This is a genomic window from Bradyrhizobium sp. SZCCHNRI1009, from assembly GCF_032487575.1.
Lineage (GTDB): Bacteria > Pseudomonadota > Alphaproteobacteria > Rhizobiales > Xanthobacteraceae > Bradyrhizobium.
The window spans coordinates 234867-255733 of record NZ_JAUEUL010000004.1 but is presented as its reverse complement, the minus strand read 5'-3'; the positions used below and the strand labels follow the sequence as shown (position 1 = coordinate 255733).

The 20867-nt window shown below is 66.3% G+C and carries 20 protein-coding genes; 9 read left to right on the top strand and 11 right to left on the bottom strand.

The window, feature by feature from the left end; genetic code table 11:
* Window positions 1-229: 229 nt before the first annotated feature.
* Complete coding sequence (locus QX010_RS10235) at window positions 230-1408, bottom strand: acetyl-CoA C-acetyltransferase (protein WP_315801746.1); 1179 nt, start codon at window positions 1406-1408, stop codon at window positions 230-232.
* Between the two features lie 383 nt (window positions 1409-1791).
* On the opposite strand from QX010_RS10235, the gene phaR reads away from it, so the two are divergent.
* Window positions 1792-2391: a polyhydroxyalkanoate synthesis repressor PhaR gene (gene phaR / locus QX010_RS10230; RefSeq protein ID WP_257167926.1), complete on the top strand. Its 600-nt coding sequence runs from the start codon at window positions 1792-1794 to the stop codon at window positions 2389-2391.
* Between the two features lie 39 nt (window positions 2392-2430).
* Here the strand turns inward: phaR and QX010_RS10225 are convergent, their stop codons facing one another.
* The gene (locus tag QX010_RS10225) at window positions 2431-4098 is read right to left on the bottom strand and encodes a bifunctional diguanylate cyclase/phosphodiesterase (protein ID WP_316179424.1); all 1668 of its coding nucleotides are present in this window, start codon (window positions 4096-4098) and stop codon (window positions 2431-2433) included.
* 367 nt (window positions 4099-4465) lie between these two features.
* On the opposite strand from QX010_RS10225, the gene QX010_RS10220 reads away from it, so the two are divergent.
* Window positions 4466-4687, top strand: a complete 222-nt coding sequence (locus tag QX010_RS10220) for a hypothetical protein (protein WP_316179212.1) — start codon at window positions 4466-4468, stop codon at window positions 4685-4687.
* 17 nt (window positions 4688-4704) lie between these two features.
* Here the strand turns inward: QX010_RS10220 and QX010_RS10215 are convergent, their stop codons facing one another.
* The 3 genes from QX010_RS10215 to mtgA form a co-directional block, all read right to left on the bottom strand.
* The gene (locus QX010_RS10215; protein WP_316179210.1) at window positions 4705-5430 is read right to left on the bottom strand and encodes a hypothetical protein; all 726 of its coding nucleotides are present in this window, start codon (window positions 5428-5430) and stop codon (window positions 4705-4707) included.
* Between the two features lie 188 nt (window positions 5431-5618).
* Entirely contained in the window at window positions 5619-5801 is a 183-nt protein-coding gene (gene rpmF, locus QX010_RS10210) for a 50S ribosomal protein L32 (protein WP_006610266.1), read from the bottom strand.
* A gap of 168 nt (window positions 5802-5969) precedes the next feature.
* Window positions 5970-6641, bottom strand: coding sequence for a monofunctional biosynthetic peptidoglycan transglycosylase (gene mtgA / locus QX010_RS10205; protein WP_316179423.1), 672 nt, complete (start codon window positions 6639-6641; stop codon window positions 5970-5972).
* A 187-nt stretch (window positions 6642-6828) separates the two neighbouring features.
* Here mtgA and QX010_RS10200 point away from each other — a divergent pair, with 187 nt between their 5' ends.
* Window positions 6829-7749 carry a farnesyl diphosphate synthase gene (locus QX010_RS10200; protein ID WP_316179209.1) on the top strand — a complete coding sequence of 307 codons (921 nt, stop codon included), beginning with the start codon at window positions 6829-6831 and terminating at the stop codon, window positions 7747-7749.
* A gap of 9 nt (window positions 7750-7758) precedes the next feature.
* A complete protein-coding gene (locus QX010_RS10195; protein ID WP_316179207.1) occupies window positions 7759-8451 on the top strand; it encodes a DUF1345 domain-containing protein in 693 nt (230 codons plus the stop codon).
* On the opposite strand, the gene QX010_RS10190 is transcribed toward QX010_RS10195, so the two are convergent.
* Window positions 8452-10353 (bottom strand): caspase domain-containing protein, encoded by a 1902-nt coding sequence (locus QX010_RS10190; RefSeq protein WP_316179205.1) that lies wholly within the window; start codon window positions 10351-10353, stop codon window positions 8452-8454.
* 220 nt (window positions 10354-10573) lie between these two features.
* Here QX010_RS10190 and QX010_RS10185 point away from each other — a divergent pair, with 220 nt between their 5' ends.
* Window positions 10574-10948, top strand: a complete 375-nt coding sequence (locus QX010_RS10185; RefSeq protein WP_315801752.1) for a nuclear transport factor 2 family protein — start codon at window positions 10574-10576, stop codon at window positions 10946-10948.
* 30 nt (window positions 10949-10978) lie between these two features.
* Window positions 10979-12586 (top strand): Na+/H+ antiporter, encoded by a 1608-nt coding sequence (locus QX010_RS10180; protein WP_316179203.1) that lies wholly within the window; start codon window positions 10979-10981, stop codon window positions 12584-12586.
* 921 nt (window positions 12587-13507) lie between these two features.
* On the opposite strand, the gene QX010_RS10175 is transcribed toward QX010_RS10180, so the two are convergent.
* The 5 genes from QX010_RS10175 to QX010_RS10155 form a co-directional block, all read right to left on the bottom strand.
* Window positions 13508-14020: a GNAT family protein gene (locus QX010_RS10175; RefSeq protein WP_316179201.1), complete on the bottom strand. Its 513-nt coding sequence runs from the start codon at window positions 14018-14020 to the stop codon at window positions 13508-13510.
* A gap of 173 nt (window positions 14021-14193) precedes the next feature.
* On the bottom strand, window positions 14194-14451 hold the full coding sequence (locus QX010_RS10170; protein WP_316179199.1) for a hypothetical protein: 258 nt from the start codon (window positions 14449-14451) through the stop codon (window positions 14194-14196).
* Between the two features lie 43 nt (window positions 14452-14494).
* Window positions 14495-15784, bottom strand: a complete 1290-nt coding sequence (gene ispG / locus QX010_RS10165; protein WP_315803808.1) for a flavodoxin-dependent (E)-4-hydroxy-3-methylbut-2-enyl-diphosphate synthase — start codon at window positions 15782-15784, stop codon at window positions 14495-14497.
* Between the two features lie 13 nt (window positions 15785-15797).
* Window positions 15798-16751, bottom strand: coding sequence for a DMT family transporter (locus QX010_RS10160; protein ID WP_316179196.1), 954 nt, complete (start codon window positions 16749-16751; stop codon window positions 15798-15800).
* Between the two features lie 225 nt (window positions 16752-16976).
* Window positions 16977-17468 carry a Fur family transcriptional regulator gene (locus tag QX010_RS10155; protein ID WP_316179194.1) on the bottom strand — a complete coding sequence of 164 codons (492 nt, stop codon included), beginning with the start codon at window positions 17466-17468 and terminating at the stop codon, window positions 16977-16979.
* Window positions 17469-17642: 174 nt separating this feature from the next.
* On the opposite strand from QX010_RS10155, the gene QX010_RS10150 reads away from it, so the two are divergent.
* Genes QX010_RS10150 through QX010_RS10140 form a run of 3 tightly spaced genes read left to right on the top strand, consistent with a single transcriptional unit; the run spans window position 17643 to window position 20833 of the window.
* Window positions 17643-18122, top strand: a complete 480-nt coding sequence (locus tag QX010_RS10150) for a MarR family transcriptional regulator (RefSeq protein ID WP_315803810.1) — start codon at window positions 17643-17645, stop codon at window positions 18120-18122.
* Window positions 18115-19272: an HlyD family secretion protein gene (locus QX010_RS10145; RefSeq protein ID WP_316179190.1), complete on the top strand. Its 1158-nt coding sequence runs from the start codon at window positions 18115-18117 to the stop codon at window positions 19270-19272. The genes QX010_RS10150 and QX010_RS10145 overlap by 8 nt, the downstream gene beginning before the upstream one ends.
* Window positions 19273-19276: 4 nt before the next feature.
* Complete coding sequence (locus QX010_RS10140; RefSeq protein WP_316179188.1) at window positions 19277-20833, top strand: DHA2 family efflux MFS transporter permease subunit; 1557 nt, start codon at window positions 19277-19279, stop codon at window positions 20831-20833.
* The last annotated feature ends 34 nt before the right edge of the window (window positions 20834-20867 follow it).

Sequence of the window (20867 nt, the reverse complement as noted above, 5' to 3'; positions counted from 1 at the left end):
TGGCTGCCACCGTGCCTACCGTTGTTATTGGATCATGAACCTCCGCGCGACCATCACCTTGCCGCACGACCATCCATGCTCGCTCAACTCCATTTTTTTAGTGGTCGATTATGCGACGTGTTTGACGGACATCAAGAACAAAACGCCCGGCGAGATCGCCGGGCGTTGATCTTTAGTTGAGCTGGACGCGATTGCGAAGGCTGAACGGTTCGCAGTCACTGCCGGCTTTTTAGTCGCGTGCGACGCACAGCGCGATGCCCATGCCGCCACCGATGCACAGCGTCGCGAGGCCCTTCTTAGCGTCGCGCTTCTGCATCTCATGCAGCAGGGTCACGAGCACGCGCGCGCCGGATGCGCCGATCGGATGGCCGATCGCGATCGCGCCGCCGTTGACGTTGACCTTGGCCGGATCCCAGCCGAGGTCCTTGTTCACGGCACAGGCCTGCGCGGCGAACGCCTCGTTGGCTTCGATCAGGTCGAGGTCGGCGATGTTCCAACCGGCCTTCTTCAGCGCCGTGCGCGACGCCGGGATCGGGCCGGTGCCCATGACCTTCGGATCGACGCCGGCCTGGCCCCAGGACACGATCCGCGCGAGCGGGGTCTTGCCTTCCTTGGCCGCCTGCTTGGCGGTCATCAGCACCACGGCCGCTGCGCCGTCATTGATGCCCGACGCGTTGCCGGCTGTGACCGTGCCGTCCTTCTCGAAGGCCGCGCGCAACTTGGCCATGGCCTCGATCGTCGCGCCATGACGCGGATATTCGTCGGTGTCGACCACAGTGTCGCCCTTGCGGCTCTTCACCGTCACGGGCGCGATCTCGTCCTTGAACCTGCCGGCCTTCTGAGCCGCCTCGGCCTTGTTCTGCGATGCAACGGCGAACTCGTCCTGCTGCGCACGCGTGATCTGATATTGCTTCGCAACGTTCTCGGCGGTGTTGCCCATGTGATAGCCATTGAAGGCGTCCCACAGGCCGTCCTTGATCATCGTGTCGACCAGATCGAGCGAGCCCATCTTCACGCCGGCGCGCAGATATTGCGCATGCGCCGCCATGCTCATCGACTCCTGGCCGCCGGCGACCACGATGTCGGAGTCGCCATTGACGAGCGCCTGATAGCCGAGCGCAACGGAGCGCAGGCCGGAGCCGCACAGCTGGTTGATGCCCCAGGCCGGGCTCTCGACTGGAATGCCGGCGGCGATCGAGGCCTGGCGCGCCGGGTTCTGGCCCTGCGCCGCAGTCAGGATCTGGCCCATGATGACCTCCGAGACGCGGCCGGGCTCGACACCGGCGCGCTCCAGCGCGGCCTTGATGGCCACCGCACCCAGCTCATGGGCCGGGACACTGGCGAAGGCACCGTTGAAACTTCCAACCGCGGTGCGGGCGGCGCTGACGATGACGACATCGTCTGACATGAGCATCTCCTGGGGTTCTTGATCTTGGACGTGGAAACGAGGGCTTGAGAGATCGGGCGTATTTGAAATCAAACCGAATTTCTTCGTTCACGGTCGCGCCGGCCGTCCGCAAGCCTCGGATTGGCAGATGCGCAACCTTCGCACTTCATCCTGTTAACGTCGTTGCGACATGTCAATTGGCGGCATCAGCGATTCCTGTTGCAGCGCATTCAAATTGGCACGCTTGGCGGTTTCGTGAGCAGGAATTCTGCTGCGGGATTAACCGTTCCGCACAAAACCGTAGCCGAACTCGCCCGAAAGTGATTACGTTATTGCATTGCGTAGCTCTTCGCCCTGCGGCGACGCCGCCGGGTTCCCTGTTCTCGGTTTGCATGTGTGAGCTCATGGCGAAATCTGACCAACCCACCACGATCAAGAAATACGCGAACCGGCGGCTCTACAATACCGGGACGAGTACCTACGTGACCCTCGAAGATCTGGCCTCGATGGTTAAGAACGGGGAGGATTTCCTGGTCTACGACGCCAAGACCGGCGACGACATCACCCGGTCCGTGCTCGCCCAGATCATCTTCGAGCAGGAGAACAAGGCGGGACAGAACCTGCTGCCCACCACATTCCTGCGCCAGTTGATCCGCTTCTACGGCGACAGCATGCAGATGGTGGTACCCAAATACCTGGAGCAGTCGATCGACACACTGACCAAGGAGCAGGAGAAGTTCCGCAAGCAGATCGCCGACACCTTCAGCGGGACGCCTTTCGCGCCTCTCGAGGAGCAGGTGCGCCGCAACATGGAGCTGTTCCAGCAGACCTTCTCGATGTTCAAGCCGTTCGCGCCTGGTGCGGTCCGCGCCGAGGAGAAGGCCGCCGAGCCCGCTGCTGCCGCCGCTGACGACAACATCGACGAACTGCGCCGCCAGATGAAGGAAATGCAGGACCGGCTCGACCGCATGTCGGAGCCGAAGAAGGACGAGCAGCAAGGCTGACGCTTGCCGCTTGATCCGCGATTGGAGGCCGGCGGCTGATCAGCTCGCCGCCGGCAATTCTGCCCTGCCGTGCTCGATCCACGGCCGATCGACCGAGGCGAGGCCGATCACCCGGCCCTGGATGTAATCGCAGCCCCAGTCGCGCAGCAGCGCGACCGACGCCTCGTCCTGCACCCATTCCGCGACCGTCTTGATCTGCAGCCGTCGCGCCAGCTCGACCAGCGTCTGGACGAAGGCGCGGTCGTCAGCCGAGCGCACGAGATTCTGCACGAAGGCGCCGTCGATCTTGACGATGTCGACGCCGAGCTTGCGCAGATTGCGGAACGAGGTGTGCCCGGCGCCGAAATCATCGATGGCGATTCGGCTGCCGAGATCCTTCAGCCGCGTCACGAAGCCGCGGAGATCGTCGACGTCCTGGATCTCGACCGTCTCGGTGATCTCGACGATCAGCCGTTCGGCGACCCCAGGATGGGCGCGCATCATGGATTCGATCGAGGCCCACCAGTCCGGATCCATGGTGGTCTCAGGCGAGATGTTGAGGCTCAGGGTGACGTCGGGCGTGCTCGCGAGCTCAGCCACCACCAGCTCCAGAATGCGGTGATCGACCAGACGGATCAATCCGAGCCGTTCGGCGACAGGGACGACGTCCGGCGCCAGCAAGGCCCGGCCGTCATCCTGGCGCATCCGCACCAGGCATTCATAGAAGGCGGGCGCAAGCGTGTTGGCATTCACCACCGGCTCGAACGCCGTAACGATGCGCCGCTCATTGAGCGCCGTCACGATCTCGTCGGTGACGCGGATGTTGACCTTGCGCTGCGCGTCGCGCTCCACGTTCGGCCGCCAGGTCGAGAACGATCCGATGCGGCGGCGCTTGGCGGCGTCGAGCGTCTCATGGGCGCGGTTGACCGCTTCCTCGACCGAGCGGGCGTGACGGGGAACGCTCACTGCGCCGATCGTCGCGGTGACGGCGACCGGACCTGACTTGGTCGGCACCACCTCGTCGCGCACGGTCGCGAGAAAGCGCTCGGCGGCGGTGGTCATGTCGTCCATCGTACAGTTCTTCAGGATCAACCCGAACTTGTTGCCCGAGAACCGCCCGAGCGTGTCGCCACCACGGAGCCGGCCCCGGATGCGCTGCGCGATCTCCAGCACGACGCCGTCGGCGACGTCGAAGCCGAAGGCGTCGTTGATGCGCGCGAGATGATCGATGCCGACCAGCATGAAGGCGCAGGAGAAGCGGAACCGCTGCGCCTCCTCGATCACCTCGGCAAGCGTCGCCAGCAGATGCGTCCGGTTCAGCTCGCCGGTCAGCGGATCGTGCCGTGACAGCTTGAGCAGTTGCTCCTCGCGGGCGTGGCGCTCGTTGTTGATCCGGACGATGCCCTGGGCGCGGGCCGGCCGCCCGTCGGAGCCTGCGAACCAGCAGCCGGTTTCCTCGACCCAGATCAGCGGCGCCCCGGCGTGGGTGCGCACGCCATATTCGATCCGGTACGGCGTGCCGCTGGCGCCGTATAGCGGTGCCGTCTGGAGCATGATCTCAGTGCGGATGCCGCGGTCCGGCTCGATCAGCTTGCTGAACTCGGCCCCATTGCAGAGCTGCGGCAACGGAACATCGGCAAACACCGCCCCGACGTGATCGCTCCAGACGATCACGTCGCTTGCCAGGTCCCAGACGAAGGCGGCTTGGCCCAGGGACGCCAGGATCATCGCGGTCTGTGGCAATTCGGATGTCAAGGTCGCCTCGTTTCGGCACAGGCCGGCAGGACCGGCGCTGATTTGGGAACGGCCGACGCGTACCCGCGCGAGCGGCGGCGGCCGACTTCGCGAATCAGACTACGCATCTCTGGTTAACGGAGAGCATGCCGAGGCGACGAGCGCGTGTCCGAGACGCGTCAACCATGTTTGGAACATGCAGCGCCCAGCGACGCTTGGGACGGCATTGCTTTTGCGAGATCGAGGAGCGAAAGGTACCGGCGTCCCAGAACGTGACAATCGCGCCGGCGATGGTTGGACAATGTTAACGATTGATCAGGACGGCGGTCGCCTGGACGGGTTGGAGGAGACCTCCCGCTCGGTGACGCTGCTGCCGAGCGATGCGAGCCATGACCGTCGCGCGCGGATCATTCGCGCAGCCCGCCCCGATGCCGGCTTCGTGACCCATCTGATCGCGACCGCCGAGCAGCTGCCGCAGACCCGCACGCTCAGGCGCGCGGCCGCTGCCGACGTCCACAGTGCCTATGCGGCGAGGCTTCAGCCGGCCACGCGTGCCGGCGGCCGGACCCGAGAAATGATCTAAGCGCGCGCTCCTGCGTCTCAGGGCTTCAGCGTCTCGGGCTTGGGCGGCTCAGAAGCGGTCGGAGCAGCGGCCTCGGCCTCCTTCGGCTCCGCGACCCAGCCGGTCGTCGGCGCGGGAGCCGGCCGAGGGACCGAGCGGTCGAGCAGGACGGATTCGGCGACCGAAGCAGCCGCCGGCACCGCATCGGTCGGCTCTTGAACGACGGGTGCAGCAGCGTCCGCGTGCTGGACCTCCGGCTCCTGAATTTCCGTCTTGGTCGGTTCTTTGACCGCTTCCCGGGCAGGCTCTTCGACAGGCTCAGGTTCTGGATCCGCCACGGGCGCTTCGACGGGAGCCGGCATGGGTGCGGGGGCTGCGACGACGGCGCGGGCGGCGCGCTTGGTGCGCAGCGAGACTCCGCTGAAGAAATCGACCATCGCCAGCAGGGTCAGCAGCAGGAAGGTCGAGTTCCCGAACTTCTGCCACATCGCGAATTCGGCGGCGGCGCCGCCGAAGACCAGCAACGACAGCAGGTGGTCGGTGAGATATTTGCCGTTCGGCTTCGCCGCCTTGATGATCTCAAGCAGCAGCAGCAGCACGCCCAGGGCCAGCAGCATGTCGCCGAGCGAGATCGTCCAGAGCTCGCCGGACGGAAGCTGAAGGCGCAGCAGCGTCTCGCTGAAGGCGACCCCCGGCATCAGGAAGACGATCATGTTGTAGATCGCCAGCGGGATCAGCAGCAGCGGGAAACCGACCATGGACATCGGTTGAAGCCTTGGATGGCGCGGGCGGCGGCCCGGCGCAAAATCAATCGGTGCGAAGAAGATGACAGCGAGACGGGATCACGCGGCACAGATACGCAACGGTCCCGGCGAATCACGTCGCACGGGACCGCTTTCAACCCCATCGATGGCCGAATTCGGGCGGCTTGGAAAGCGGCCCGCGCGGACAATCAGGCGTCTTTCTTCTTCAGGACCTGGCGGCCCTTGTACATGCCGGTCTTCAGGTCCAGGTGGTGCGGACGACGCAGCTCGCCGGAATCCTTGTCCTCGACATAGGTCGGCTTCTTGATCGCGTCAGCCGAGCGGCGCATGCCGCGGCGCGACGGCGAAGTTTTTCTTCTGGGGACGGCCATATCGGTATCCTCTAGGGTATTTTTGCAAGGCATCGTCCGCAAAGGACGGCTGCAGCCATGAAGCTGGCGAGCCCGGATGCCGATCAAGGCCGCGCTTATAGAGGAAGGGGTGCGGCATGGCTAGGGCTCTCCGAGGCATTTTTGGCCAAAATTGCGCCCGCTCGGACCTTACCGCCGCTCCCCCCAGCAGGTCTGCAGGCCGGAGGACTGCGCCCGCATCATATAGGTTGCGGACAGCCGTCTCACGCCGGGGCCGGGCGTGCGGGCACTGCGCCGGACCGGGTTCGGCAGGATCGAGGCCATCAGCGCCGCCTCGCGCGGGCCGAGCCCCGCGGCCGAGCGGTTGAAGGCGTAATTCGCGCCGGCTTCGGCGCCGAACTGGCCGGACGGGCCGAGCTCGGCGATGTTGAGGTAGATTTCGAGGATGCGCCGCTTGCCGAGGACGAGGTCGATCCACAGCGCCAGCGGCAGTTCCAGCGCCTTGCGGACATAGCTGCGGCCCTGCCACAGGAACAGGTTCTTGGCGACCTGCTGGGTGATGGTCGAGCCGCCGCGGCTGACCTCGCCGTCCTCGGCATCGTCCATAACCTCGCGCAGCGCGCCCCAGTCGATGCCGTGATGGCTGCAGAATTTGGCATCCTCCGCCGCCACCACCGAGCGCGGCAGATACGGCGACATCGCCGAGAGGTCGATCCAGTGCCGCGTCACCGGCTGCCCCGTCACCGACCGCCACAGCATCAGGGTCGAGACCGGGTGGCCCACGGCATAGAACGGCGTCAGCGCGTAGGGCACGAGCAGCACCAGCACGGCGATCACGAGGAGGGTTCTGACGGTACGCAAGGGCAGGCGCCGCTCGGTTGGGACCGCCGTGGGGGCGGCCAGTTGGCCGGGATTATCCGACATCTCGATGTGGTTTCCTGCTTTTTTCCGCCGTTGCGGCTGAAAGCCGCCACCGCCCCGGCAATTGACGAAGTCGCCGCCATCAACGATTGTCCGGCGAATTTCGCCTCCCTGGAGCTCTTCTTAAATGACTGCGACGGCCACCGACTTCACCCAACGCCTGGACAAGACCGCGGAGGAGACCGAAGCGCTGCTCGGGGAGCTCCTGTCCGATGCGCCGATGGCCGACGAGATCATCAGGCCGAAGCGGCTGATCGAATCGATGCGCTATTCCAGCCTGAACGGCGGCAAGCGGCTGCGCCCGTTCCTGGTGGTCGAGAGCGCCGCCGTGTTCGGCGTCCCGCGCCGGGGCGCGCTGATGGCCGGCGCCGCACTCGAATGCATCCACTGCTACTCCCTCATCCATGACGACCTGCCGGCGATGGACAATTCCGATCTGCGCCGCGGCCGCCCCACGCTGCACAAGGCCTATGACGACGCCACCGCGATCCTGGCCGGAGACGCGCTGCTGACCATCGCCTTCGACATCATCACCCGCGACGAGATTCATCCCGATGCCGGCGTCCGCCTCGCTTTGACCCGGGCGCTGGCCCGCTGCGCCGGTGTCGGCGGCATGGCCGGCGGCCAGATCCTCGACCTCGCCGGCGAGGGCCGGTTCGGCGACAGCGGCCCGGTCGACGTCGCCCGCGTTCAGCAGATGAAGACCGGCGCCCTGCTCCGCTTCGGCTGCATCGCCGGCGCCCTGCTCGGTCAGGCCTCGGCGGCCGAGTACCAGGCGCTCGACGATTACGGCCGCGCGCTCGGAGAGGCCTTCCAGATCGCCGACGACCTGCTCGACGTCGAGGGCGATGCGGCGACGCTCGGCAAGCCGGCCGGCGCCGACGCCGAGCTCGGCAAGACCACCTTCGTCACCCAGCTCGGCATCGAGGGCGCCAGGCAGCGCGTCCGCGACCTGCTCGCCCGCGGCGATGCCGCGCTGTCGGTCTTCGGCGCCAAGGGCGACGTGCTGCGCGCCGCCGCCCACTTCGTTGCCGAACGCAAGAGCTGAGGCGAGGCGTTGGCCGGAGTCCATCCTGACGATCCGGACCTCGCCCGCTTTGCAAGGCTGCCAGCTGCGCTGCGCGTCATCTATGCGCGGCCGCGCACCTTCATATCGCTGGGCCTCGCGAGCGTCGCGTTCTTCCTGCTGCCGCCGGCGCTCCGCCTGATCACGCGGCTGCTGATCGGCTGGGACATCTTCACCGCGATCTACCTCGTGCTGGTCGCGGTGATGATGCTGCGCAGCGAGCATCATCACATCCGCCGCAAGGCGGTCATGCAGGACGATGGCCGCTTCGTGATCCTGATGGTGACGGCGCTGGGCGCCTTCGCCAGCATCGCCGCGATCGTGCTCGAGCTCGGCGCTTCCAAGCGCGACGCTCCGGCGCTGACGCTGGCGCTGCTCACCGTCTCGCTGTCCTGGGCCGCGGTGCATGCGACCTTCGCCCTGCACTACGCCCATGATTATTACCGCGGCGCCAAGCCTGGGGGCCTGCAATTCCCCAGCGGCGACAAAGACGAGCACGCCGACTACTGGGACTTCGTCTACTTCTCCTTCATCATCGGCATGACCGCCCAGGTCTCCGACGTCGGCATCACCGACAAGATCATTCGCCGCACCGCGACCGTCCACGGCATCATCTCGTTCGTCTACAACACCGCGCTGGTCGCCCTGATGGTCAACATCGCCGCCAGCGCGATCTCCTCCTGATCAGTTGCATACCTCGACGCTGGCATTGTTGGCCGGCCCGCCGCCGCCGCGATATTCGAGCCGGCAGCCGGGCCGGACGGTGCGGCACAGATAGGCGTCGCAATAGATCTGCCCGCCCGACTTCGCGGGCCGGGCCGCCTGCGTCTGCGGCCTGGTGTAGCCCGGGGCCGCCCCGATGCCGAGACCGCCACCACCTCCGATCCCCACCCCGACGCCCGTACCGGGAGCCGGCATCGGCAGGCCGGCGTCCGGTGCCGCACGGCCGCGGCGGCGCGACGGCACATCTTCGTCGCTGCTGTCGCGCTTGGCGACCGGCTTCCGGTCGCGCCGCTTCTCGCATTCATTGTCGTCGTTGACGAACGAGCCTTCGGCACAGACGATGCGGGTGCAGCGGTCGCCGTCCGGCTTGCTGCCATGCGGGCAGACCAAGGGGCACACCCGCGCCTGCTTGAGCTTGATCGCCTGGAGCGCATCGGCCGATGCCGCCTGGGTGTCGAGCTTGGTGCCGGCATAGCGGTTGAACTGCGACAGCGAGCGGCGCGAGGCTGAGCCCCAGTCACCATCGGCATCCTCCGTGAGGCAGCCGACCCGGCGCAGCTCGAGCTGCACCGACTTGGTGAGATCGGCGGGCTGCGCGGCCGGGGTGAGCGCGGCCACCTGCGGCCCCTGCTGCGGCGCTGCGGCCGTCGGCGTGCCGGGCGATGTCGCCGCGCGCGGATTGTCGACCGCCGCGAGCTGCTGCTCCCCGCGCTTCTTCTCGGCTTCGGCCGCCTGCTGCTGCGCGATCTGCGTGGCCTTCTCGGCTGCGATCCGCGCCTGCTCCGCGGCCTTGGCCTCGGCCTCCGCCTTGGCGAGCGTCTCCTTGCGCGCGCCCTCGGCGGCGAGCCGCGCCCGCTCGGCCTCGGTCGCGCGGGCTTTCTCGGCGGCGACCACGCGGTTCTCCTCGGCGGTCAGCTTTTCGAGCTGCAGCTTGGCGAGGCTCGCATAGAAGCCGTCGGGGTACTGCGCCAGGAAAGCGTTCAGCGCGCCCTTGTTGCCGACCTGCATCGCGAGCTCGTAATCGCGCCGGATGTCGGCCTGAGGGTTCGGCGGCGGCGTCACCGGCATCTGCGTCACGACGCGCGGCACGCCGGGAACCAGCGGCACGTCCTCGCCGCCGAGCGAGCCGTACACGAACGGTTCCTGGCGGTTGGCGGTCGCCTTCAACACCTCGTCGCGGACGAAGCCGAACGCCTTGCGGACGTCGAGCCCGGGCGTCGCGATGTGCCGCGACAGCGCCAAGGTGAACGGTGAGTTCTTGCCGTCGCCGTCCTGCGCCGTCGAACCGGCCTTGGCGGAATAGGCGATCAGCGTGTTCGGGCTGGTCGGCTCGACCTTGGCGAGGCCGCGGCCGAGGCTGCGGGTCGCCACCGTCCGCTGCATGTTGCGGGTGAACGGGTTGTCACGGCAGGCATCGAGAATGACGAGGCGCAGCTTCTTCGCCGGCTCGACGGCAACCAGAATGCGGTCGAGCGACAGCGTCTCGTCGTAGACATCGGTGTCGCGCTCGAGCCGGGCGTCGATCGGGATCAGATAGTTCGACCCTTCGACCTCCATGCCGTGGCCGGCGTAGTAGACCACCGCGATATCGGCATCGCGGGCGGCATCGGCGAAATCGCGCAGTGCCCGGCGCGTCTCCCGCGCGGTGAGATCGCGCCGGTAATCGACGACATCGAAGCCCGCGCTCTTGAAGGTCGCCGTCATGACCGCGCCGTCATTGACCGGGTTCGTCAGTTGCGGCACGTTCTGATAGGCGGAGTTGCCGATGACGAGCGCCACCCGCTTCTCCGCCATTGCCGGGTGGCCGGCCAGCAGCAGCGCTGCCGCCATGAGAAAACCGCCCAATCGAACTGACCACGACATCGTATCTACCCCATAGCCCTGGGAAACATGCTCGGTCTGCTAGCAGATTGCGGCCGTTCGGCTTGTGACCGGGATCACGCAAGGTTCGGTCCGGGGACATCCCGCCTGGGCCACGATATTTCTGTCGACGGAGCATCATCCGCAGTTCATGGCTTGCCAAGCCCCGTTTTGCATCGAAAATGCGATCCTTGTTTGTCCGCGGTTCCCCAGGGAGTTGGCCATGAGCGCAGACCGTTCCACCGTCGAGGCCGTCGTGCAGGGCTATTTCGACGCGCTCTACGAGGGCGACGCCGACAAGCTCGGCGCCGTGTTCCACCCCACCGCGGACCTGCGCTGGGTCGACAACGGCGAGCTCAAGATCCTCACGGTGCCGGACTGGCTGGCCTGGGTGCGCAAGCGCCCCTCCGCCAAGGGCGAAGGCAAGCCGCGCGAGGACTTCATCGTCACCATCGACCGTTCGGACGACAAGACCGCCTTCATCAAGGTGCGCTGCCAGCTGCCGCCGCGCTATTTCACCGATTACCTGGTGGCGATGAAGCTGAAGGACGGCTGGCAGATCGTGTCGAAGTCCTACCGCTACGACCTCCGGGATTGAGGCCGGCGCAAGGACGCCCGGCTGTTTCAAATGGAAGCCCATTTTCAGACCTTCCTGATCCTGCTGGCCGTGCTGGCGGGAACCGCCCTTCTTGCACGGCGAGCCAACCTGGCGCCGGCGATCCTGCTGATGCTCGCCGGCATCGCGCTGGCCTTCGTGCCGGGCATGCCCGCCTTCGCGCTGCCGCCGGAGTTGGTGCTGCTGGTGGTGTTGCCGCCGCTGATCTATTCGTCGAGCGTCGCGATGAGCTGGCGCGAGTTCAAGCGCAATCTGCGGCCGATCGTGCTGCTCGCGGTCGGCTGCGTGATCTTCACCGCCTCCATGGTGGCGATCGCGACCCACTATCTTCTCGGCCTGCCCTGGAGCCTCGGCTTCCTGCTCGGCGCCATCGTGGCGCCGCCCGACGTCGTGGCGCCGCTCGCCATCGCCCGGCGGCTGCACCTGCCGCGCCGGGTGATGGTCATCCTCGAAGGCGAGGGCCTCGCCAATGACGCGACGGCGCTGATCCTCTATCGCTTCGCCGTAGCCGCCATCACCACCGGCGCCTTCTCCTTTCCGGTCGCGGCCGGCGAGTTCGGCCTGATCGTGGTCGGCGAGATCGCGTTCGGCATCGGCGTCGGCTGGCTGATGCTGCGCGCCCGCCACTACGCCCGGGATCCGCAGGTCGAGATCACGCTGTCGCTGCTGACACCCTATCTCGCCTACTGGATCCCCGAGCATGTCGGCGGCTCCGGCGTGATCGCGACGGTCGCCTGCGGGCTCTATATGAGCTGGAACGGGCCGCTCTGGATCTCCTCCGCGACCCGCCTGCAGGGCGTGTTCTTCTGGGACCTCGTCGTCTACCTGATCGAGGGCATGCTGTTCCTCTTGACCGGCTTCCAGATGCGGCTGATCTACGAGAAGTCGAAGGCGTTCCCGCTCGACGAAATCATGATCGCCACCGCGCTCGTGGTCGCGATCGTCGTGATCGCACGCTTCGCCTGGACCTTTCCGGCAACCATCCTGCCACGCGTGCTGAGCCCCTCGCTGCGCGCCAGGGATCCGCTGCCGCCGTGGCAGCAGACCTTCATCATCGGCTTCACCGGGGTCCGCGGCACGGTCTCGCTCGCCACCGCGCTGGCGCTGCCGCTCACGCTCTCGACCGGTGAAGCCTTTCCCTATCGCGACGAGATCCTGTTCATCGCCTTCGGCGTGATCTTCTTCACCTTGATCGGCCTCGGCCTGACCCTGCCGATCGTCGTGCGCCTGCTCGGCGTCTCCAACACCGGACGCGCCGAGCATGTGCGAGAGCACGAGCAGGAGATTGCGGCACGGCGCGAGGGGCTCGACCGGGCGCTGAAGTCGCTGGAGATGATGACCAGCGACCGCGAGGTGTCCGACGAGGTCATGCGGCTGCTGCGCGCTCGACACGAGGTCCGCGTCAACCAGCTGCCGGCCGCGTTCGACGCCGACGAATACGACGCCTCCGCGCTCGGCATCGAGCTGACCCGCGAGCTGATCGGCGTGGAACGCAAGACCATTCACGTCATGCTCCGCGACGGCCAGATCACCGACGAAACCCGCCGCCGCATCGAGCGCGATTTGGATCTGGAAGAGGCGAGCCTCGCCAACCGGGAATACGGGGAGTTGCCGTTGTAGAAGTGGATTGTTGAGCGCAATCGCTCATCAACACGCACGCCGTCATTGCGAGCTGCGCTCGCAATGACGTGGATGGAGCGGGGGTACAGATACGGCGACTGAATTTGTAGACACAGCATTGTAGACACAGCATCTCATCCTCGCACCCGCGTTTCGCGTCCGAGCATTGATGTCTCTCTCGCCCTCTCTCAACAGAGGGCGCAGGGAAGGCCGGGCCCCGACTGAGGCCCGTGGCCCGCCTGCGAAAAAAATGCAGGCGGCAGGAACCACAGGTTCAGCCGGACAGACCCGGCCCTCCCTGCGCAATGGTTTTAACGGCTGCTTCGCACTCTCCCCGGGGACCGGGCTTTCTTGCCCCCGTCACCAGCGGATCATCACCGCCAGCTTGGCATCAGCATCGGGATGTCAGGACCATGCGACTTGACCGTCCGCGCCATGACGTTCGTCCGCAAGCACCGAGCTCACTGCGCCACGTCGCGTCCACCGCATCCCGCCTCCACGTTCGTGACGACCGCGAAGCGCCCCTCGTGAGCGAGGCGGGACGGGCGGAAACATCGATCTGATTTGCCCGACGGCACAAGGCCTGACGGCTGCGACATGGTAACGCGACGGGCAAAATTTGAGATTCGTAAGTGCTGGCGGCTTGCCGAGCGAAGAACGGCCGATATGACCGATAGCCGACCACATCCTCCGCTGTCGTCCCGGCCTTGAGCCGGGACCCATAATCACAGGGCAGGGTGATAGCGAAGAAAGCAGCGGCAGCCTGCTCGACAACTGAGGTCGGTGGTTATAGGTCTCGGCTCAAGGCTGGGACGACACTGTTGGCGCGGTAAGATCTCGCCAACAAACTTGCTCTTGTCTCACGTGGTCCGATCCGCCGCCCATCGCCGGTTCTCACCGCGCTCAACGTGGCAGCCTCTCTCACCGCTCGATCATCCAGCGCGTCACCGCCTGGTGGTAGTTCATCGGGCCAGGCACGGTCTTGTAGGTCTTCAAGTAGCGGAAACCCGCCGTCTGCAGCGCGCGGTTGGGGGCGGTGTTGTAGGCGTGCGGCTCGCAGAACAACTGCTTGAGCTGCAGCTTCTCGAAATACAGGTCGACGCTGCGGCTGACGCATGCGGCGCCGAGGCCGCGGCCGCGCAGCTCCGGCTCGGTGACGTGCAGATGCATGTGGGCGCGATTGCCGTAGACGATGCGGTCGCAGCTGGAGAAGCCGATCGGCCGGCCGTCGAGCCGCCAGATCACCAGCAGCGCCGCGCGCTCGGCGAGCGGCGTCGCGTAGAGCGTCTTGAACAGGCTGCTCCAGACCGCCCTGGTCGGCATCCGGGTCGGATCGATGCCCATCAGGTCGAGCTGCTCGATGCTCGACGCATAGAAGTAGTCGATGACCAGCGAGGTCTCGGCGAGCTCCATTTCACGGATATCGAGAGTCATCGAGGCGTCCCTTTTTCAGCAGGCCTCAAGGTGCTGATCATGCGGGCAGCAGTGGGGCGTGGCCGGCGGATCGTGCCGGTCACGGCAGCGGCGCGTAGCGGCTGATCCACGGATGAAAATTCCAGACTGAGGCGCGCGGCACAAGCAGCTGACGGTTGCAGGGCTGGCCGCTCTCAAGGTTGCACTTTGAAGAGGAGGTCGCTTTGCCGGCTCTTCCTCGTGCTTTCGGCGCCCTGCGCCACGGCGAACGCGTATGCCGCGACCTGAATGATGCGCACGCTTGCTTCCCCATCGTCATGGCCGGGCTTGTCCCGGCCATCCACCTCGTTCGGCATCCTGGGAAAGACGTGGATGCCCGGGACAAGCCCGGGCATGACGGAGAAACTAATAAGCAGATGCTCGGGCAGCGATATGAAGCACAGCGCAATCATCCCAGAGACGCAGGAGGCGCCGCCGATTCAGATCCGGGCGCCCCTACTCCGCCGCGGTCACGCTTTCCGCAGCCTTGGCTCCGCTGCCGTAGCGCTGGTCGATGTAGTCGATCACCAGCGCCTTGAAGTCGGCGGCGATGGTCGGACCGCGCAGGGTGCGGAACTTCTTGCCGTCGACGAAGACGGGCGCGGCCGGGGCCTCGCCGGTGCCGGGCAGCGAGATGCCGATATTGGCGTGCTTGGATTCGCCGGGGCCGTTGACGATGCAACCCATGACGGCGACGTTGAGCGCTTCCACGCCCGGATATTGCGTCTTCCAGGCCGGCATCTCCTCGCGGATGAAGTCCTGGATCGAGCGCGCCAGCTCCTGGAACGTGGTCGAGGTGGTGCGGCCGCAGCCCGGGCAGGCCGCGACCAGCGGCACGAAGGTGCGGAAGCCCATGGTCTGCAGCAGCTCCTGCGCGACCTGGACCTCGAGCGTGCGGTCGCCGCCGGGCTCCGGGGTCAGCGAGATGCGGATGGTGTCGCCGATGCCCTGCTGCAGCAGGATGCCGAGCGCGGCCGAGGAGGCGACGATGCCCTTCGAGCCCATGCCGGCCTCGGTGAGGCCGAGATGGATGGCGTAGTCGGAGCGCGCGGCGAGGTCCTGATACACAGCGATCAGGTCCTGCACGGCCGAGACCTTGGCCGACAGGATGATGCGGTCCTTCGGCATGCCGAGCTCCTGCGCGCGCTCGGCCGAGTGCAGCGCCGACTGCACCATCGCCTCGCGCATCACCGCGCGCGCATCGCGCGGGTTCGCGGAGGCCGCGTTCTCGTCCATCAGCTTGCTGAGCAGCTCCTGGTCGAGCGAACCCCAATTGGCGCCGATGCGCACCGGCTTGCCGTATTTGTTGGCGAGCTCGATGATGGTCGAGAACTGGGTGTCGCGCTTGTCCTTGAAGCCGACATTGCCGGGATTGATGCGGTATTTCGCCAGCGCCTCGGCGCAGGCGGGATAGTCGGTCAGCAGCTTGTGGCCGATGTAGTGGAAGTCGCCGATCAGGGGCGTGGTGATGCCGCGCTTGTCGAGCTGCTCACGGATGTGCGGGACCGCGGCGGCGGCCTCGTCGCGATCAACGGTGATGCGGACCATCTCCGACCCGGCGCGCGCCAGCGCTGCGACCTGGGCCACCGTCTGCTCGACATCGGCGGTGTCGGTGTTGGTCATGGACTGGACCACGATCGGCGCCCCGCCGCCCACGGCGACGTTGCCGACCATGACTTTGGTGGTCTGATGCCGGGGAGCGGGTCCGGCGACATCGGTCTGGGTCAGTGTCTCGGGCTTGTTCATGGGCGCTCGGATATCAGGTTTTGGTGACATTCAGCAATGGATCAGTCGCGGCCAGGACCACGCGGTTCGGGCGGTTTACGAGAAAAAGCCCAACGATCACAAGCACGGCGGCGAGGCCAAAGGCCAGCGTCAGGGCGTCATGCAGGATGAAATAGCTCGCCACCACCCCGAATAAAGGGGTGATGAAGGTAAATGCCGACAATTTGCTGGCCGAATAGGCCTTCACCAGCGCGAACCACAGGGTAAAGGTGGTCCCGACCACCCAGATCGACTGGTAGGCCATCAGGCCGATCACGAACGGGCTGGGAACCTGATGGAGCCGTTCCCCGGCCAGCAGGGCTGCCGCCCCCAGGATCGGAATCGACATGGCAACCTGGTAGGACAGGGCCTTCTCCGGGGGGGCGAAGCGGAGCCGGGTGCCTTTTGCGACGACCGTGGTCGCGCCCCACAGCAACCCGCCCCCGACCACCATGAGGTCGCCGAGCAGCACGGTTCGATCGACATTGGCCTGGGGAACGCCGATCGCCAGCGCCACGCCCGCGAAACTGAGCGCCAAGCCCGACCATTGCATGGCGCCGAGCCGCTCGCCCAGGAAGCGGTAGGAGCCAAGCGCGACGAAGAACGGCGCGGTGTACAGGAACACGACCGCGCGAGAGGCGGACGTCAGCAGCAATCCGCCATAGATCAGCACGAACTCGACGCCGAACATCGTGCCGGCGATCAGGCCGGGGACGAGCGTGCCGTCGCGCTCGAACATCCTCACGCCGCGCACCCGGGCGATGAGCAGGAGGACGGGCAGCGCCCCGGCCGAGCGCAAGGTCGCCTGCAGCATCGGCGGAATCTCCGGTAGCGCCAGCTTGACCGCGATCTGGTTGAAGGCCCAGGAGATGCAGAGGACGAGAATGACTGCGATGGCGCCGGGGCCAAGGGGCCGGCTCGCGGCTGACGAGGTGGACGTTGCGGACACGAGGACGTGGACTCCCGAAAGCGTTTCCTTGTTGGACCGCGATTGAACCTGCGGTCAGCGTAGCCGCCAACCACCCGAGACGAGGCTGATGTGGCTGCTGCAACGGCACTGGTCACCTCGCCCCGCTGGCGGGGAGAGGGGCGCACCAGCCTCGCGGCAAGGTCATCGCATACGACGGTCGGTCACATGTGTACAGCTGTGCGACTTGAGCTCCAGTGACCGACCTCACGCCGCCTTCTGGCAATGGGCGCACAGCCCGGTGATCTCGACGACCGACAGTTTCGGCGTGAAGCCCGATGCCGCGGCGGCCAGCTTCAGGCTTTCCGAGATCGGCGCTGCCGGAACCTCGCCGACGGCGCCGCAGCTCTCGCAGATCAGGAACGCCACCAGCGCCGTCTGCTCGTGGTCATGGGCACAGGCGAGGAAGGCATTGCGGCTCTCGATGCGGTGCACCAGGCCGTTCGCCATCAGAAACTCGAGCGCGCGATAGACCGTGATCGGCGCCGGCCGCGCGGCGACCTTGGCGAGTTCCTCGATGATCTCGTAGGCGCCGAGCGGCCGGTGGCTCGACAGCAGCGCCTCCAGCACCTGGCGGCGCTGCGGCGTGAACTTCTGGCCACGCTGGGCGCAGATGCGCTCGGCATGGTCCAAGGCATCGGCCGCGCAGCGGCCATGATCGTGGTCCGGCGCCGGGAAGGTGGGTTTTGCGAGGGTCATTGGCGACAATCTAGCATCTCGGGCCGCTCTCGCCAAAGGCCGCGGCCGAGCCATGCATCCTGAGCGGAGCGGGTGCGCTCGGCGGGGCCATGAAATATTCATAAGCTTGCTTATTATATCCGTGGCTCATTACAGCCAAAGCTTAGTTCCCTCCGATCCCGAATCGAGACCGCCATGAGCCGCACCTCCGCGGACGCCAACTTCCTGTTTACGCTCGGCGAGCTGCAGCGCCTGATGCGCGCCTATGCCGACAAGGAGGCCGCGCGCTTCGGCATGACCCGCGCGCAATGGGCCGTGCTGGCCAAGGTCGAGCGCAACGAGGGGATGAAGCAGTCGGAGCTGGCCGAGCAGCTGGAGATGCAGCCGATCACGCTGACACGGCTGATCGACAAGCTCGCCGAAGCCGGGCTGATCGAGCGCCGCGGCGACGACACCGACCGCCGCGTCAACAGGCTCTATCTGAAGAAGGCCGCCCGCCCGCTGCTCGCCAAGCTCGGCGTGCTCAAGGCCGAGCTGACCGACACCGCCCTTCAGGGCATCAGCGCCGGTGATGCCGAGCGGCTGATGACCCATCTCGAAGCCATCAAGGAAAACGTGAGAAACGCCCTGCAGTCGCTGTGCGACGAGCAGCGAAAGGAACAGCGCTATGGCTGAGCCCGCCCTGAAACTCGCCCCTGAACAGAAGGCCAGCCCCGATGCGGCGGCGCCCGCGGCCGCGGCCGCGAAGCCGGCGCGCCCCGGATTCCTGCGCCGCTACCGCCGCATCTTGCTGCTGGTCGTGCTGCCGCTCGTCGCCGCCATCGGCGGCCTCGTGCTGTATCTCAATGGCGGCCGCTACGTGACGACCGACGACGCCTATGTCGGCGCCCAGAAGGTGCTCATCACGCCCGATATCTCCGGCAAGATCGTCAAGGTCGTCGTCAAGGAAGGCCAGCAGGTGCAGAAGGGCGACGAGCTGTTCGAGATCGACCCCATGCCCTATCGCCTGGCGGTCGACCAGGCCAAGGCGGCGCTGGAGCAGGCGCGGACGAGCTATGAGAATCTCACCGCCAACATCAAGATCTACGGTCAGATGCTCGACCTCGCCCAGCAGGGCATCGAGCTCAAGCAGAAGGACGTCGAGCGCAAGCAGACGCTCGCCAAGAACAATTTCGGCTCGCAGCTCGACCTCGACAACGCCGCGAACGCGCTGGTGACGGCGAGCGCGCAGGCGCAGTTCATCAAGCAGCAGCTGTCGAATGCCAGGACGCAACTGCTCGGCAATCCCGAGCTGCCGCTGGAGCAGTTCCCGCCGTATGTCCAGGCGAAGGCCAAGCTCGACGACGCCCAGCGCGACCTCGACCACACCACCTTGCGCGCGCCGATGCCGGGCATCGCCACGCAGGTCGACCAGATCCAGCTTGGCCGCTTCGTCACCGCGGGCACGCCGGTCTTCTCGGTGATCGACATCGCCAATCCCTGGGTCGACGCCAATCCGAAGGAGAGCGACTTCACCTATGTCGCGGTCGGACAGCCGGTCGAGCTCGACGTCGACGCGTTCCCGAACCACCGCTTCAAGGGCACGGTCGGCTCGCTGTCGCCGGGCACCGGCGCGCAGTTCGCAATCCTGCCGCCGCAGAACGCGACCGGCAATTTCGTCAAGGTCGTGCAGCGCGTGCCGGTCAGAATCCATTTCGACAAGTCCGACAAGTTCGTCGCGAAGCTGAAGGCCGGCATGAGCGTCAACGTCTCGATCGACACCGGGCATGAGCGTTCGCTGGCCGGGCTGTTCGGATCGGCGCACGCGGCGGACAAGGACGAGTAGCGTCATGACCGCGCCGGCAGCCTCATCGGCGGTTCCGGGCCTGCGCCGGAACATGGTGACGATCTGCGCAATGACGGCGACGATCATGCAGGCGCTCGACACCACCATCGCCAACGTCGCGCTGCCCTACATGCAGGGCACCCTGTCGGCGTCGCAGGACCAGATCAACTGGGTGCTGACGTCCTACATCGTCGCCGCCGCGATCATGACCGCGCCGGTGGGATGGATCGCCAACCGCTTCGGCCGCAAGCGCACCTTCATCGTCTGCTCGGCCGGCTTCACCATCGCGTCCGTGATGTGCGGGCTGGCCCAGGACATCACGCAGATGGTGCTGTTCCGCCTGCTGCAGGGCGTGTTCGGTGCCTCGCTGGTGCCGCTGTCGCAGGCGGTGATGCTCGACTCCTACGCGCTGCATGAGCGCGCCAAGGCGATGGCGATCTGGGGCATGGGCGTGATGCTCGGCCCGATCATGGGGCCGTCGCTCGGCGCCTGGCTGACCGAGACCTATTCCTGGCACTGGGTGTTCTTCGTCAACCTGCCGTTCGGCGCCGTGACCGTGCTCGGCCTGATGGCGTTCATGGAGGAAACCAAGCCGAACGCGGAGCTGACCTTCGACTGGTTCGGCTTCGCCGCGCTCGCCATCGGCATCGGCTCGCTGCAGATCGCGCTCGACCGCGGCGAGGATCAGGGCTGGCTGGAGAGCAACGAGATCATCATCGAGTTCATCGTCGCCGGCGTCGGCTTCTATTATTTCCTGGCGCATTCGCTGACGACGCGGCGCCCGTTCATCCAGTTCGCGCTGTTCAAGGACCGCAACTTCGTCGGCGGCTGCGTGTTCATGACGGTGATGGGCTTGGTGCTGTTCTCGACCATGGCGCTGTCCTCGCCCTATCTGCAGAACGTCATCGGCTATCCCATCATCACCGCCGGCGTCCTGCTCGCGACCCGCGGCTGCGGCACCTTCGTCGCGATGATGCTGGTCGGCCGCCTGCTGCGCTACATCGAGGCGCGGACCTTGATCGTGGTCGGGCTGGCGCTGACGGCGCTGTCATTGTTCCAGATGACGGCGTGGACCGACCAGACCGGCGTGCCCGAGATCATCACCATCAGCATCATGCAGGGGTTCGGCTTCGGCCTCGTCTTTGTGCCGCTGTCCACCGTCGCGTTCCTCACCCTGCCGGGCGCGTTGCGCACGGATGGAACCTCGATGCTGACCCTGGTGCGAAATGTCGCAAGCTCGATCGGCATCTCCATCGCGATCGCGCAGCTCACCGAGGGAACGCGGCGCAACCACGCGATCCTGGTCGAGCACATCAATCCGTTCAATCACGCCCTGCAGATGCCCAATGTCGCCGGCCTGTTGAACCTGTCCACCGATGCCGGGCGCGCAATGGCCGACGCGATGGTCATGGTGCAGGCGCAGATCCTGGCCTTCTCGCACGACTACCAGCTGGTCATGACGTTCATCCTGGTGTCGATCCCGCTCGCGGTCATGATCGGCTCGACGCGCAGCGCGCTGCGCGCCCAGTCTGCCCCGGCCGACCACGCCGTGATGGAGTGACGCTTCCCCGTGACGGAAAATTCGCGTGCTGTTG

Excerpts from the sequence above, each read along its gene's own strand:
- QX010_RS10150 (WP_315803810.1), top strand. The coding sequence starts at position 17,643 with ATGAGCCGCACCTCCGCGGACGCCAACTTCCTGTTTACGCTCGGCGAG.
- QX010_RS10225 (WP_316179424.1), bottom strand. The coding sequence starts at position 4,098 with ATGATCCTGGCGTCCCTGGGCCAAGCCGCCTTCGTCTGGGACCTGGCA.
- QX010_RS10185 (WP_315801752.1), top strand. The coding sequence starts at position 10,574 with ATGAGCGCAGACCGTTCCACCGTCGAGGCCGTCGTGCAGGGCTATTTC.
- QX010_RS10170 (WP_316179199.1), bottom strand. The coding sequence starts at position 14,451 with ATGATTGCGCTGTGCTTCATATCGCTGCCCGAGCATCTGCTTATTAGT.
- rpmF (WP_006610266.1), bottom strand. The coding sequence starts at position 5,801 with ATGGCCGTCCCCAGAAGAAAAACTTCGCCGTCGCGCCGCGGCATGCGC.
- QX010_RS10180 (WP_316179203.1), top strand. The coding sequence starts at position 10,979 with ATGGAAGCCCATTTTCAGACCTTCCTGATCCTGCTGGCCGTGCTGGCG.
- QX010_RS10155 (WP_316179194.1), bottom strand. The coding sequence starts at position 17,468 with ATGACCCTCGCAAAACCCACCTTCCCGGCGCCGGACCACGATCATGGC.
- QX010_RS10190 (WP_316179205.1), bottom strand. The coding sequence starts at position 10,353 with ATGTCGTGGTCAGTTCGATTGGGCGGTTTTCTCATGGCGGCAGCGCTG.
- QX010_RS10145 (WP_316179190.1), top strand. The coding sequence starts at position 18,115 with ATGGCTGAGCCCGCCCTGAAACTCGCCCCTGAACAGAAGGCCAGCCCC.
- phaR (WP_257167926.1), top strand. The coding sequence starts at position 1,792 with ATGGCGAAATCTGACCAACCCACCACGATCAAGAAATACGCGAACCGG.
- QX010_RS10235 (WP_315801746.1), bottom strand. The coding sequence starts at position 1,408 with ATGTCAGACGATGTCGTCATCGTCAGCGCCGCCCGCACCGCGGTTGGA.
- QX010_RS10200 (WP_316179209.1), top strand. The coding sequence starts at position 6,829 with ATGACTGCGACGGCCACCGACTTCACCCAACGCCTGGACAAGACCGCG.
- QX010_RS10215 (WP_316179210.1), bottom strand. The coding sequence starts at position 5,430 with ATGTCCATGGTCGGTTTCCCGCTGCTGCTGATCCCGCTGGCGATCTAC.
- QX010_RS10140 (WP_316179188.1), top strand. The coding sequence starts at position 19,277 with ATGACCGCGCCGGCAGCCTCATCGGCGGTTCCGGGCCTGCGCCGGAAC.
- QX010_RS10175 (WP_316179201.1), bottom strand. The coding sequence starts at position 14,020 with ATGACTCTCGATATCCGTGAAATGGAGCTCGCCGAGACCTCGCTGGTC.
- ispG (WP_315803808.1), bottom strand. The coding sequence starts at position 15,784 with ATGAACAAGCCCGAGACACTGACCCAGACCGATGTCGCCGGACCCGCT.